Source organism: Ruegeria arenilitoris (assembly GCF_013030985.1).
GTDB classification, from domain to species: Bacteria; Pseudomonadota; Alphaproteobacteria; order Rhodobacterales; family Rhodobacteraceae; genus Ruegeria; species Ruegeria arenilitoris_B.
On the sequence record NZ_WPYP01000007.1, the window covers coordinates 119057 to 132641 of the forward strand.

Consider the following 13585-nt stretch of genomic DNA (forward strand, 5'->3'; position numbering starts at 1 on the left):
CGCATAGCTGCGCCCGCGCCCAGCGAAGTTTTTACCACCTGCGCCGGGCGACGTGATATCATGAAAATAAGATATATATTTTCTTAGATTGGATTCGCGGTGTCCGTGAGGGAGAGGTTCACATGCTTCGACTGTCTTTCTGTTTTTTCACTTTGGCATCCCTGCCGGTAAGCGCAATTGCGGACGCCGTTCCCAGCAAGGAAGCCGCCGAGGGGACCTTTGCCGAGCGTCCGTTCTCGCCCTATGCCAATCGGTCCTTCCCGGAACGCCCACTGTGGGGGGACACGCATCTGCATACCGGGCTGTCGCTGGACGCCGGCGCGTTTGGCAACACGTTGCTGCCCGACGACGCATGGCGATTTGCCAAAGGGGAACAGGTCATTTCCTCGACCGGCCAACCTGTCAGGCTGGCCCGACCGCTGGACTGGATGGTGCTGACCGATCACACCGACCTGATGGGCTTTGCCCCCGATCTGCAGGCGGGCAAACCCGGTGTTCTGGCTGAACCGAAGGGATTGGAGTGGTATGAAGGCTACAAAGCCGGTGGCGAAGACGCGGCCAAGGCGGCGTTTGATATCATCACCAACTTCTCGCAAATGACCCTGCCCGAGCTTTTGCTGGAGTCCTACAGCCCCGGCGCGGATGCCTTTGCCTTCACGTGGGAACAGATCGTGATGTCCGCGGAACGCCACAACGATCCGGGCAATTTCACTGCTTTCATCGGGTTCGAATGGACCTCGGTTCCCAAGGGGTTCAACCTGCATCGCAACGTTATGTTGCGGGATGGCCCGATCCGGGCGCTGCAGATGGTGCCACCGGTGACGCAACCACCCTACGGGGATACCGACCCAAAGGCGCTTTATGCCTGGCTCGAGGAATATCAGTCGAAAACCGGGGGCCGCGCAGTTGCTTTTGCTCATAACGGCAACCTGTCGAACGGCTGGATGTTCCCGACCGAAGACACCTATCACGGCGGCAAGGTCGACGAGGAATACGTGCAGAACCGCGCCAAGTGGGAACCCCATTACGAGGTCACGCAAATCAAGGGCGATGGCGAGGCGCATCCGTTCCTCAGCCCCGAAGATCCGTTTGCCGATTATGAGAACTGGGATGTCGGCAACCTCGATATCACCGAGTTGAAAACCGAGGACATGCTGGCCGGGGAATACGCGCGCGAGGCTCTGAAACGCGGTCTGGCGCTGGAAGAGAAGTTCGGCGTGAACCCCTATAAGTTCGGGATGGGTGGCGCGACGGACAGCCATACGTCGCTGGCCACTGCGGAAGAAGAGAACTATTTCGGCAAATCCGTCAGCGCAGAGCCTTCGGCCACGCGGGTGCTGCATCCCTTTGTACAAAGCGATCTGGGCGCGTTTGAAGGCCACACGCTGGTTGCGTCGGGATACACTGCCGTTTGGGCATCCGAGAACACGCGCGCAGCCATCTTCGATGCTTTCAAGCGCCGCGAAACCTATGCGACCACAGGCCCCCGGATCGGCTTGCGGTTCTTTGGCGGCTGGGCCTTCGACGAAAGCGATCTTGAGACGCGCTTCCTTGCGGATGTCGGTTATACCCAAGGCGTCCCGATGGGCAGCGACCTGCGCCCGCGCGAAGGGGATGGCGCCCCAAGCTTTCTGATCGGTGCCCTGCGCGACCCGATTGGCGCAAATCTGGATCGGGTTCAGGTGGTCAAGGGCTGGCTGGATGCCGACGGCGTTCTGCAGGAAAAGGTCTATAACGTGGTCTGGTCCGATGACCGGGAACTGGACGCGGATGGCAATCTGCCTGAGGTTGGCAATACCGTAGATTTGGACACAGCAAGCTGGAGCAACACAATCGGCGCATCTGAACTGGTCACCGTTTGGACCGACCCGGATTTCGACCCTGTTGAGCGCGCCTTCTACTATGTGCGGGTTCTTGAAATCCCCACCCCACGCTGGGTGCTGTATGACAAGCTGCGCTTTGGTGTCGACCTGCCGGAAGAGGCGCAACTGATCCATCAGGAACGCGCCTATTCCTCGCCAATCTGGTACACCCCCGGCTGAGCAACCAACAGGCCTGATGTCCGGCCTAGATTTCAGACCACCGTTTGACCTGCCCCCCAGGACAGGCGATCGCGGTTTGGTCCAAATCACCCACGCGTGTTTTCCTCGGGGATCCGATCAAACTCAGATCACCACCGCGATCACCAGCCCCCAAAAGGAGGCCCCAAGAACCAAGCCGGGGAGAATCCACCAGCCCGCGACACCTGTCGCATCGCTGGCCGATGTCAGGTCAGGATCGGCGTATCCTCGACCGTCCAGACATTCCAACACTCCAATTGCCGAGCCCTCGAATTCCGGGCTCACAAAAGAACTGTTTTCATCAGCGGGCCTGAAGCCAAGCTGTGCCATTTTACTTTTCGATTTTCTCATTTCTCTCACATCAATGGAAAAGGCTGCACAAATGTCTTGGTCAAAGCAGCGGAAGTCGCTGCATTGAGGTTTTCAGAGGCGCACCAGCCTCGGTTCTGCCGGTGCGCCGTCAAGCGATTGCAAGTGCCTGCGAGTGGTCAAAACCGCCACTCGTAGGACGCCCACGCGGCTTGAGTGGAAATATCGGCACCAAGGGTCGATCTTGCCTCGAGGCGCAGATTTCCACCGTGATCGAAGGCTTTCTCGTAGCTCAGACCGATTTCGCCAAACGTATCCGTGCCACTGCCACCGGACGCCAGCGCAAGCGTGTTGCCAAAGATTGCAACGTCGACCACCGAGGGCGCGTCGGCATCCCGGTGAACCGCTGCCAGCGATGCAGACAGGCTGCCGCCCCCCACCACCGTCGAGTACGCTCCACCAATCCGGGTTTCGCTGAAGGTGACGGTTCTGTCGCCCACGGTCGCGTTGGCCGAGCTGCCCGTCTCGGTATAGCCGTCCAGATCTTGCTCGCCGTACATAAAGCTGGCGCGTGGTGTCAGGATCGCGCCGTTAACCAAGGCAAAATCCCGTTCCGCCGCCACCAACGCGGTGATCATGTCGCTGGAATAGTCGGCATCCGTTGTGGCGTCGCCGGACCGGGTTTCGTCGTGGTCCAGATCGCCGTAGCCCAGACCAAAGCTCAGATCGGCGAACCCGAAGTTCTGGGCAACAATACCGCTGATAAACACACCGGAGGTATCGAAGGACGACCCGCCAAAGGTACCGTTATTCCTGAGATAGCTGGCCCCGAACCCGTATCGCAGCCCGGTTCCAAGATCGCGGGTCACACCGGCACTGACGCTCCACATATTGGACGACAGGGCAGCGGAACTGCCGCTGGCGGTTCCATCGCTTTGGCTGCCGCTGACCAGGAAGTAGGGCCGGAACCCTTCGATCGGGCCAGTACCTTTGGTGCTCAACACGACACGATCACCGTTGATATTGCCACCATCGCCGCTGTCCAGCTGGCGCGCCAGATAATAGGTCAACCCGGCAACCTCGAACGCCTGATTTGTGTTTGGCTGCACTTCGGTCGCATCGAATGAGGCATAGACGGGCGCAGCCCCGCCTTCACCATCCACGAACCACCCCTGCGAGGCCGAGGTGACCGCGGTGGTGAATGTCCCACTGGTCACGTCATCATCCTGGAAGTGATAGACGATCCGACCGCCCACATGCATCAGGTTGACGTCGTGGTCGCTGACCCGAATGGTGCCCTTGATATCCGCCGATGTTTCGACATTCAGCGTGCCACCTCCGTCACCCAGAAACACAGCATAGCTTTCACCGGAAGACGCGACAGAGATATCGCCGGTGATGTTGGCTGTTCCCCGCGCCGTTTCAATGAACAGCCCGTATGCCACGGTCTCTGGGCTGGTCGGACCACTCTCTACCTGCCCACCGTCTTTCACCTCTGCGCCGGTCGCCGTGACGTTTATCGTGCCGCTGTGCGTCACTTCTGCACCGGTAGACAATTCGTCCATGCTCAGGCCGTAAGCCCGAACCGAGGCATCCCCTGTGGCCGAGACCCTGATGCTGCCGCTGTTCTCCAGAAAACCACCAATGTCGGATGTGACAACGCCGAAGGCCAGCGCGTTGGAAACACCGGTCGTGTTGGCCGTGACCATCACGGCACCGCTGTTTGCGTATGAGCCTGCGGTAAAGATGTCATCGGTTTTGATGCCCTGAGCAAGGGCCTCGTATCCACCATCCGCATCCAGCCAGACCTGAATAGCGCCGGAATTCGAAACTGAGCCTGTATCGGACACATTGCTCAGTTCTATGCCGTAGGCCTCGGCAAAGAACCCGGGGCCGTTCTGCGCCGAAACCACAATGTCACCTGCGTTCGTGAACGCCCCGTTTACCTCATCGCCACTGATTCCAGACGCCGACACCCCGAAAGACCCGACAGACTCGGTCGAGACCGCAATGGTACCCGAGTTTGAAAACGTGGCGTTGGCGTCCACTAAGCCCAATTGAATACCGGCAGCGCGGGCCGAAGACGATCCGTCATTGCTGGCACTGACAACAATGCTGCCCGAATTGTCAAAGCGTCCGCTGATATCGTTGAAGACTTCTATGCCCGCAGCATAGGCCGACGTCGTTCCGGCAATCTGAACCGAGATTGCACCCGCGTTGTCGAAAGCACCGGAGACATCGTACACTTGGATGCCGCCGGCTTGCGCGTATTCGCCCGTGGCGTTTACCGAAATCGACCCCGTATTTGTAACCTGCCCCGTGACATCGGCGACATTGACACCATGAGCCACTGCCGAAGTGTAGCCGGTTGCCTGCACCACAATGCTGCCGCTGTTTTCGAATGTCCCGGAAATGCCGTGCGTTTTGATACCATCGGCAAGGGCATACGAGGTTGCATTTGCGGCAACCGTCAAATTGCCGGAATTGCTGAACTGGCCCGAAACGCTGCCGACGTCGATGGCCCGCGTCATAGCCTGGGTCGCGTTTGTGACGTTGATGTCGATGTTGCCCGAGTTTTGAAGCTGACCCGCGACATCCGCTACAGAAATACCCTCGACCCGTGCATCGGACCCATTGCTCTGGATGAAAATCGACCCGCTGTTGCTGACGGAGCCCGCGATATGGGACAGGCGCATACCGTCCACCTCGATGCTAGATCCTTGCGCGTTTATGCTGATCGTCCCCGAGTTGATGAAGCTCCCCGCGACATTGCGGGCCTCGATACCGTAGATGGTTGCGTGGTCATCGGCTGTCACCGTTAAGGTCAGAGCACCCGAGTTGCTCAGCTGCCCATCTATGTTTTGGGTGACAATGCCATAGGCCTCTCCGGTCGAGGCGTTCTGAGCACTGGCGACAATCGCGCCGGTGTTGTTCAGGGCCCCAGATGCCGCGATATCCTGCACGACGATACCCTGCGCGTCCGGACTGCGCCCGGTGGCCGCAACCACCATGTCACCGGAGTTGCTCAGGGTACCAGCCAGATCGCCCGCTTCAATGCCGGTCGCAATCCCGCCCACAGTCGAAACCGCTGAGACTGACAGCGCCCCCGCGTTGACGACGCTTCCACTCACATCATCAACCTGAATGCCGGTCGCGATCGCCCGCCCGGTCGCGGCCTGAGCCAGCACCGCGATATCGCCACTGTTGGACAGTGAACCCGACACATTTACGGCTTCGATACCTCTGGCCCGCGCATCTACCGCGCCTTCTGCCACGGCAAGCAATGTGCCGGAATTCGTCACCGCCCCGCCAATATCCGAGAAATCCAAAGCGTCCACTGCCGCGTCACCGGTGGTTGCGGCGGCCTTCACATCGACCGATCCGCTGTTGGTGACGGTTCCGGCAGACAGCACATTTCCGACATCAAACCCGTCCGCAGAGGCTTGATGGCCGGTCGCGCGACCAAAGATTGCCCCGGCATTGGTCGCGCTGCCGGTAATCCCCGCACCGCTGAAAATCTCGATCACATCAAAAGACGCGCTGCCTCCCGAGGCTGTTACGTCAATCGTCAGTGCTCCGCTATTCTCGAAGCTGCCCGACAGGCCCAGCAACTCGATCGCATCTCCGCCGGCATGGGTGTTGCCTTGAACCTGAACACGGACCGCGCCGGTATTGGTCAGGCTTCCCAAAAGGTCGTTGATCTCAATACCATCTGCGGCGGCTGCCCCGGCCAGGCTGGTTGCGCTGACAGTGATCGGGCCCGAGTTGTTGACCTGACCGCTGACCTGATCAATCTGCATACCGTCACTGTTTGCCGAAAAACCGCTGGTGGACGTCGTGACATTGATCGAACCCGTATTCTCCAACGTCCCGTCCACGCGCGTCGATCTGATGCCATCGGCAACTGCCCGGTCGCGTGTATCCACGCTCACGTCGAGCGTGCCCGAGTTGGAGACGGAGCCTACGATGTTGCCGGTCAAAATGCCGTAGGCCGTACCAAAGGTTAGCGCGGAATTCGCGATGTTGATCGTGCCGGTATTCTGAACTGAACCCAATACCTGACCCTGAACCTGAATGCCCCGAAGGTCGGCGCTGTCGCCGGCAGACGCGCCCATCGTGATCGTGCCCGAATTCAGGATCGTGCCGGACAGGTCCGTATTGATGTTGATCGCCGCCCGTGTCCGGTTGGTCCCCTCTGCCGAGGACAACTGCCCGTCATTGGTCAGGGTGCTTGTGTATTCCGGAAGGACGAACACAACCAGACCCGACCCGGAAAAAGGGTTTACGTCGATCGATCCGGTGTCTGTGATGGTCAGGTCTTCATCCACGACACTGACGAACGGGATGGTCCGGGCGGTATCAATCACCTCGGCATGTCCCGAGGCGGCTGAAACGGCAACCACTGACACCGAACTCAGCAAAAGCGAGGGCGCAATACTCGCTACTCTACCTTTCCACTTAGTCAAACGCCCCCCGCGCGCGAACGCACGAGCTCTTTGCTCGGTCTGCATGAAATTCTGCCCCATCCGGCTGTTCTCCGTTCCCCGGATCCGCAAGGTTGTTTCCCCAGCGTCACCCACTCGATGCGCCATGTGTTGGCACACCCGCGAACCGGGTTAAAAGAGCGATAAAAGGCGGAAATGTGGCTAATGCGGCGGTTTAGAACTTTGGTTTATGCAATTCGGTCAGGGGTTTATCCAACTATGAGATTTCCTGGCGCCGGTCGGGGGAAAGGCGCGGTGCTTGACCACAGCGCCCTGTGCGCCCGGCTGGCTTCAGGCCACCGACCCGCCGTCCGTCAGGTCCTCGAGAAGCGCGCTGAGCAGTTGCGTTTTGCCGCCATAGCCTGACTTCTTGTAGATCGCGTTGGTCTGCGCCTTGATGGTGCCTTCCTTTGCGTTGCGAATCTCAGCCATTTCGGCGGTTGAACAGCCCTTGATCAAAAGACGGGTCACGTCACGCTCGGCATCGGAGAAGGACCATTTCTCAAAATAGGCGTTCAACAGATCCTCGAATGCGCTCGAAGCGCGCGCAACCTTGTCCTCCAGCGTCTCCTGATACCGGCGCATTTTCAGAACTTCGATGCCCAGCACCATGATTGCACCAAACAGGGACAACATGATCAGAACTTCCCAGACGTGAATATCATCCCATTCATCAATCCAGGCCACACCCATGGCTTCGCCAATGTCCTCGAACAACATAACGCAGGCGCAGAAGAGTGAGGCGAAGAAAGAAAAGGTCAGGCGTTTCTTGGAGGGCATAGACAGTCTCGCTGCTTTTTTTGGTGGCTCGTGTTTGCCCGATGCATATCAAACCAGCAGCTTCGTCAAGGCCCTCATACAGGTCCGCGTTTTTGCGCGACAAGGAGGCAACGATTGAAAGGGGGCATATGACTACCCTCTCCGGCTCGAAGGTCTGCAATTCCTTCGGTGCGGCGGTTCGGGTGGCGTTTTCCGTTCAGGATTGCGGTGTCGGGCGGGGTTTTGACCGCTCCTTGCGACTTCCAACCTTCAGGTTTGACTGTAAAACAACTGTCGCCACGATCACCAGCATCACACCGGGCCATGTCGCCAAGGGTGGCAGCGTGCCCCCGAACGCCAGTCCGATGACAAGGACCAGCGCCGGGTTCAGGAACGTGTAAGCTGCGACGCGGGTCGGCCCGATCCTCGTCGTACTCCATTGGAGGGCAAAGAATGTAACGATCGTGGTGAATATCGACAGGTACGCGATCCCGGCGAAAACGCCGAAGGGGATCGCAGACCATTGGATACCACCCAGCTTTGGCAGAGACAGCAAGAGCAGCCACACTGACCCGGTCGCGAGAATCCAGAACGTCATTCGGGCCATAGGCTCGCCCCGGTGCAGGACTTTTATCAGCGTACCATAAGCCGCAAGCGCAAATGTACCCGCCAGGAACACGATGTCGCCTGTGCCAAGCTCAAGTGCCATGAAGGCTTTGGGATCACCCCGAAAAATGACCCAGATGGCTCCGACTGTCCCGATGGGCAGTGCGACACGTGCCGACACCGACATCCTTTCGTGCAGAAGCACTGCGGCCAGGGTTGCAGTGATAATGGGGTTCAACGCAAATATCGCCGCTGTATTGAGGGGGGAGGTCATGCGCAGGGCTGTAAACATGCACCAGAAGAACGTGACCAAAAGGATGCTGAGCACACCGTACCGCAATAAATCGGTCGCATTTGGGAAAACCAGCCCATGTCGCCACAAAACGATTGGTGCAAACAAGAGGGTCGCCAGGGAAAAGCGTATCAATGTAAGCACGACGCTATCCAGGCCGCCCGTTATCGCCGCCGCGACCGGAAACGATGTGGCCACCAGAAAGGTCGCCGTCAGCATCAACCCGTGAACCGGCAGGTCCGAGGCAGAATTGGTCGGTCGAAGCGGCATTACATACTCCTATTCGGCTGCGATTGTGTTGAAACGGCTTGGAAAGGGACCCGGAAAGGAAATCTGGTCCAGTGTCATCCGTCCGCTTGGCACTTCTTGCGCTTTCAGGTCCTCCGGCAAACGTGCTGCATCGGCCTGACGCCCGATCGCGATCCCTATTTCGATCTGGAAACGATCCGGCAATTCCAGCACGTGTCGCACCCGTTCAAAATTAAGACCTGCCATCGCATGCGCGGCATAGCCGAGTGCCGCGGCCTGAAGTGCAATTTGCACCCAAGCAGCCCCTGCGTCGAAACTGTTGTAACGCGAGAGCTTGTCGAGTCGGTTTTCATCACCCGGCATCACCGTATCCGATACCAAAAAGACCAACGCCGAGGCGTCCGTGGCCCAGTTCTGGTTGAACGGGTCGAGCAGGGAACCAAAGGCCGACCAATGCGCACTGTCCCGCATGGCATAGAGGAACCGCCATGGCTGAACGTTGAATGCGGACGGCGCCCAACGGCCGGCTTCGAGAATGGTGAGAAGATGTGGCTCGGGCATCGCAGAGGCGTCATAGGACCGTGGTGACCAGCGCGACAGGAAAAGCGGTTCAATCGGATAGTCCGGGTTTCTTTCAGGGCGCATTGCAGGCTCTCGTGTTTGTTTGCATAGGATCTTCGTTCAGGATGACGGGCGCGTTTCAGATGGCCCGCCGATCTCATGCGAAAATAGGCCTGTATGTCTGAGTAGAGAATTCAGCGATTGGTAATAACACTATTTACTGATAGTGAATAAAAATGGATCGCATGACAGCACTCAACGTATTTCGAACCGTCGTAGAGCGTGGCAGCTTTGCAGCGGCCTCTCGCCATCTTGGCCTGTCACCAGCAGCGGTCAGCAAGAACGTCAGTGAGTTGGAAACGCATCTTTCGGCGCGGCTGATCAACCGGACCACCCGCCGAATGAGCCTGACCGAAGCGGGATCGTTGTATTTCGAACGCGTCGTTCAAATTTTGGACGATCTCGAGGAGGCGGACGGAACCCTTCAAGCCGGTCAGAGCACGCCCAGCGGTTTACTGCGTGTCAGCGCTCCGGCGACTGCCACACTTGTTGGTTTGTCGGACGCAATTCCAAAGTTCCTTGACCGCTATCCAGACATATCTTTGGATCTGAATCTGGATGACAGACGGGTTAACCTGGTCGAAGAAGGGTTCGATATTGCCCTGCGCGGCAGCGACAATCTTGAGGATTCAGCTCTCATCGCGCGCAAACTGACGATCATGGAACACGTAGTTTGCGCAGCCCCGTCATACTTCGACACACATGGACAGCCTGCGCGACCCGAAGACCTTTCGCGGCACAATTGCATCCAGTTCAGTTTATCGGACCATGCGGCGAAATGGTCTTTTCGGAACGCCAACCGTTCGGTCAGCGTTCCGGTTAACGGCCGCTACAAGGTCTCGTCCAGCCTTGCGGTTCGCGATGCCCTGCGCGCTGGATTTGGCCTAAGCCTCATTCCACGCATGTATGTCGCGGACGATCTTGCGTCGGGCCGGCTTTGTGCTGCGTTGGAGGACTGGACACCTAATGAGACCTCACTTTACGCGGTGTATCCGTCCCGGCGCTATGTCGTCTCAAAGGTGCGCGTGTTTCTCGATTTTCTGGTCGAGGAATTTTGCGACTAGCTAGTGATCTCCTGCACCTTCATGACAAGCTCACTCCAATTGCGCTGGTTTTCGATGTCGTGCTCCAAGCCCTGCTCGTCGTCGATCCTGAAACGCTTGACCGCAGGTGTCTTACCGGCCGCCCAGCGCGGCTTCGATCAGGATGTCTGCACCGATGTTGAGATCGTTGCCCGCAACGCCAAAGCCACCCTTGGCTTGCCGTAGGGCTTTGGGGAACAGGGCTACAGGCGCACCATCTGCGCATGGCTCAGCCAGAGAAGATCAGACATGTCACCGCTCGTTCTTCGAACGATGAATCGCGCCGAAAAGCGGATATCAATGGGCCCCGAACCTAGTTTTCAAACGCCGCATCAAAACCCCAGATTTGCCGCAGATAGCCTAAAGTCGCTTCAGATGCCTTTTCGTTCAACGGCACATCATTGCGCACAGAGTGATTTAGCCTGAGGTGACGATCGCCCATCAAGTCCACGTCGACAATCTGAATATCGGGATCGTGTTCCGAAACGTCGAAACTGTGCGCAAGGGTGTCGCGCACCTGATGATAACCGCGTTCGTCGTGAATTGCGTCGATTGTGTAGAAGGGTTTCCCGTCGTCATCGGTCAGCGAGAACATGCGGAATTGGCGCATGACATTGGGGCTGAGAAACTGCTGAACGAAACTCTCGTCCCGATAGTTGGCCCAGGCATCCTTTAATATTTCACGCCACGCGCCGCTGCCTGCTATGTCCGGAAACCATTCCCGGTCCTCGTCGGTTGGGTCGGTGCAGATGCGCTGGATATCCTGCATCATCGCGAAACCCAGCGCATAAGGGTTGATCCCCATTGCGTTCGGGGCATCAAAATCGGGCTGCGTCAGCACATTGGTATGGCTGTGCAAGATTTCGAGCATTGCTCCGTCCGTCAGAAGACCAGCGCGGTGCAACTGATTAGTGATGTAATAGTGGACGAAGCAGGCGCATCCTTCGTTCATCACTTTGGTCTGGCGCTGCGGGTAGAAATACTGCGCGATGTTGCGGACGATGCGCAGAACTTCACGCTGCCAGGACTCCAAAACCGGGCTGTGACGTTCGACGAAATAGAGCAGGTTTTCTTCCGGCAACCCCATTTCGCGCTTGCGTTTCTGCGCCTCCTCATCGGTTTTGGACGACTGTGTGGGATGATCGAAGGCGTCCCACAGGTAATGTACCGCCCGCTCTTCTTCGATGCGCCTCTCACGCTGCCGGGTTCTTTCATCCGCAAGCGACGAGTGGGGCGGGCGCCTGTGCCGGAAAACGCTCGACGGCATGAGCGCGTGTGCCGCGTCGAGTAAATGTTCGACCTCACGTTCACCGTGCTGTTCTTCGCATTGGGCAATAAAACCGCGCGCGTAGTCGAGGTAGTCGAGAATACCTTGCGCGTCGCTCCACTGGCGAAACAGGTGATTGTTCTTGAAGAAATGATTGTGCCCGAAGGCCGCATGGGCAATCACAAGAACCTGAAGCGCCATCGTGTTGTCTTCGAGGCAGTACGAGATACAGGGATCTGAATTGATCACGATCTCATAGGCAAGACCGTTTGCACCTTTGCTATAGGCTTTCTCTTCGTGAACGAAACGCTTCCCAAATGACCAGTGCCGATACATGAGCGGCATCCCGGTCGATGAATACGCATCCAGCATTTGCTGATACGAGATGATTTCGATTTGGTTCGGGTAGACGTCAAGTTCGAGTTCGTCGACCGCCACACGCTCGATCGCATCATAGCTACGGTGGATAGTATCAAAATCCCACTCTGCACCTTCAAACAGCGGTCGCATGTTATCGGCCCCATCAACCATTGGAAACTCCGTTCGTCTTGCGCGCAAACAGCTCGTGCAGAACCGGGTAGATGTCACTGGCGCGCGCGATCCGTTTCATGGCGAAGTTTGGCCAGGCCTCTGCGACCTGCCGATAAGAACGCCACAGTTCCATACCATTATCTTCGCTGTTCATCAGATTGGCTTCGGTTTCGTCGACGATTTCCGTGTAGGCGAAATATTGGCAACACTTCATCAGCTCACTGTTCAACAGGTCGGCGCACAGTTGTGAATCTCCGCTGAAATTCTCACCATCTGATGCTTGCGCGGCATAAATGTTCCACAACGAGGGTGGATATCGGGCGTCGACGATCTTTTTCATCTCATTAAGCGCACTGCTCACGACCGTACCGCCGGTTTGGCGGGAATGAAAAAAGGTATCCTCATCGACTTCTGTCGCGATCTGGGTGTGGCGGATGAAAACAAGCTCGATCTTGTCGTAACGTTGCTTGAGGAACAGATGCAGCAGGACGAAAAACTGCTTGGCAAGGCCCTTCTCCCGCTCTCCCATCGAAGCCGAAACGTCCATCAGACAGAACATCACCGCATTCGAGGTCGGCTCGGGGCGCATCTCGAAATACTTGTAACGCACATCCAAGGGGTCAATGTAAGGTACGATCTGACGACGCCGTAGCAACTTGTCGAGCTCTTCGCGCAGCAACTGCGTTTTCGCTTTTCGCGCCGCATCTGGCTTTTCCAGCGCTTCCAGTTCTTCAACCTCGTCGATAAGAGCCTGTATCGCGGCGTTTGTCGGGCGCCGCATTGCAAGCCGCCGGCCGAAAGCATTGCGCATCGTCCGCGAAACACTGAGATTAGCGGGCGTTCCCGCGGCAGTGTAGCCCATCCGATGCGGCTTTGAGACGGCAACCTCTTTCAGGCTGTGCTTGACCATGTCTGGCAGCTCGAGATCTTCGAAGAACATGGAAAGAAACTCGTCCCGCGACAGGACGAACATGAACTCGTCCTCGCCCTCCCCATCGGGCGCTCCTTCACGTCCACCCTGCCCGCTCTGACCCGCTGGAGGTTTCTTTAGGCGGTCCCCTGCCTTGAACTTCTTGTTTCCGGTCAGAACGCGATGTCTGGAACCGCCCTTGCTGTCATGCTGAAAATGCGGTTCTGAGATCCCCTCTGACGGGACCGATATGTTTTCCTGCTGGTCGACATCGGCGATTTTCCGGCGCCGGACACTTTCGTCAACCGCCTCTTTGACGGCAGAGCGAACCCGGCGCAGAAATCGCCTGCGGTTCCCAAGATTCTTATCTTTGGGGTTTAGCCTTCGGTCGATGAAATGGGCCATTTGAGCATAG

Annotated in this window: 10 protein-coding genes; 3 read left to right on the forward strand and 7 right to left on the reverse strand. The window is 57.7% G+C overall.

The window, feature by feature from the left end; translation table 11 throughout:
- Window positions 1-122 precede the first annotated feature (122 nt).
- Window positions 123-2042, forward strand: a complete 1920-nt coding sequence (locus GOX88_RS14925) for a DUF3604 domain-containing protein (protein ID WP_170403388.1) — start codon at window positions 123-125, stop codon at window positions 2040-2042.
- Between the two features lie 123 nt (window positions 2043-2165).
- Here the strand turns inward: GOX88_RS14925 and GOX88_RS14930 are convergent, their stop codons facing one another.
- The 5 genes from GOX88_RS14930 to GOX88_RS14950 form a co-directional block, all read right to left on the reverse strand.
- Window positions 2166-2390, reverse strand: coding sequence for a hypothetical protein (locus tag GOX88_RS14930; RefSeq protein WP_170403391.1), 225 nt, complete (start codon window positions 2388-2390; stop codon window positions 2166-2168).
- A 158-nt stretch (window positions 2391-2548) separates the two neighbouring features.
- Window positions 2549-6772, reverse strand: coding sequence for a beta strand repeat-containing protein (locus tag GOX88_RS14935; protein ID WP_217354240.1), 4224 nt, complete (start codon window positions 6770-6772; stop codon window positions 2549-2551).
- 372 nt (window positions 6773-7144) lie between these two features.
- Window positions 7145-7633: a helix-turn-helix transcriptional regulator gene (locus tag GOX88_RS14940; protein ID WP_170327442.1), complete on the reverse strand. Its 489-nt coding sequence runs from the start codon at window positions 7631-7633 to the stop codon at window positions 7145-7147.
- Between the two features lie 196 nt (window positions 7634-7829).
- A complete protein-coding gene (locus GOX88_RS14945; protein ID WP_170403397.1) occupies window positions 7830-8780 on the reverse strand; it encodes a DMT family transporter in 951 nt (316 codons plus the stop codon).
- A 9-nt stretch (window positions 8781-8789) separates the two neighbouring features.
- A complete protein-coding gene (locus GOX88_RS14950) occupies window positions 8790-9404 on the reverse strand; it encodes a nitroreductase family protein (protein WP_170403400.1) in 615 nt (204 codons plus the stop codon).
- A 161-nt stretch (window positions 9405-9565) separates the two neighbouring features.
- On the opposite strand from GOX88_RS14950, the gene GOX88_RS14955 reads away from it, so the two are divergent.
- Window positions 9566-10444 (forward strand): LysR family transcriptional regulator, encoded by an 879-nt coding sequence (locus GOX88_RS14955; RefSeq protein WP_217354241.1) that lies wholly within the window; start codon window positions 9566-9568, stop codon window positions 10442-10444.
- Between the two features lie 21 nt (window positions 10445-10465).
- Complete coding sequence (locus GOX88_RS23305; RefSeq protein WP_217354242.1) at window positions 10466-10648, forward strand: hypothetical protein; 183 nt, start codon at window positions 10466-10468, stop codon at window positions 10646-10648.
- A gap of 127 nt (window positions 10649-10775) precedes the next feature.
- Here the strand turns inward: GOX88_RS23305 and GOX88_RS14965 are convergent, their stop codons facing one another.
- Both GOX88_RS14965 and GOX88_RS14970 read right to left on the reverse strand, forming a co-directional pair.
- On the reverse strand, window positions 10776-12260 hold the full coding sequence (locus tag GOX88_RS14965) for a SpoVR family protein (protein ID WP_170403406.1): 1485 nt from the start codon (window positions 12258-12260) through the stop codon (window positions 10776-10778).
- On the reverse strand, window positions 12253-13575 hold the full coding sequence (locus tag GOX88_RS14970) for a YeaH/YhbH family protein (protein ID WP_170403408.1): 1323 nt from the start codon (window positions 13573-13575) through the stop codon (window positions 12253-12255). The genes GOX88_RS14965 and GOX88_RS14970 overlap by 8 nt, the downstream gene beginning before the upstream one ends.
- Between the last annotated feature and the right edge of the window lie 10 nt (window positions 13576-13585).

Bases quoted from the DNA above. Each gene is read 5' to 3' on its own strand.
- GOX88_RS14925 (WP_170403388.1), top strand. From the start codon at position 123: ATGCTTCGACTGTCTTTCTGTTTTTTCACTTTGGCATCCCTGCCGGTA.
- GOX88_RS14930 (WP_170403391.1), bottom strand. From the start codon at position 2,390: ATGGCACAGCTTGGCTTCAGGCCCGCTGATGAAAACAGTTCTTTTGTG.
- GOX88_RS14940 (WP_170327442.1), bottom strand. From the start codon at position 7,633: ATGCCCTCCAAGAAACGCCTGACCTTTTCTTTCTTCGCCTCACTCTTC.
- GOX88_RS14945 (WP_170403397.1), bottom strand. From the start codon at position 8,780: ATGCCGCTTCGACCGACCAATTCTGCCTCGGACCTGCCGGTTCACGGG.
- GOX88_RS14950 (WP_170403400.1), bottom strand. From the start codon at position 9,404: ATGCGCCCTGAAAGAAACCCGGACTATCCGATTGAACCGCTTTTCCTG.
- GOX88_RS14955 (WP_217354241.1), top strand. From the start codon at position 9,566: ATGACAGCACTCAACGTATTTCGAACCGTCGTAGAGCGTGGCAGCTTT.
- GOX88_RS23305 (WP_217354242.1), top strand. From the start codon at position 10,466: ATGACAAGCTCACTCCAATTGCGCTGGTTTTCGATGTCGTGCTCCAAG.
- GOX88_RS14965 (WP_170403406.1), bottom strand. From the start codon at position 12,260: ATGGTTGATGGGGCCGATAACATGCGACCGCTGTTTGAAGGTGCAGAG.
- GOX88_RS14970 (WP_170403408.1), bottom strand. From the start codon at position 13,575: ATGGCCCATTTCATCGACCGAAGGCTAAACCCCAAAGATAAGAATCTT.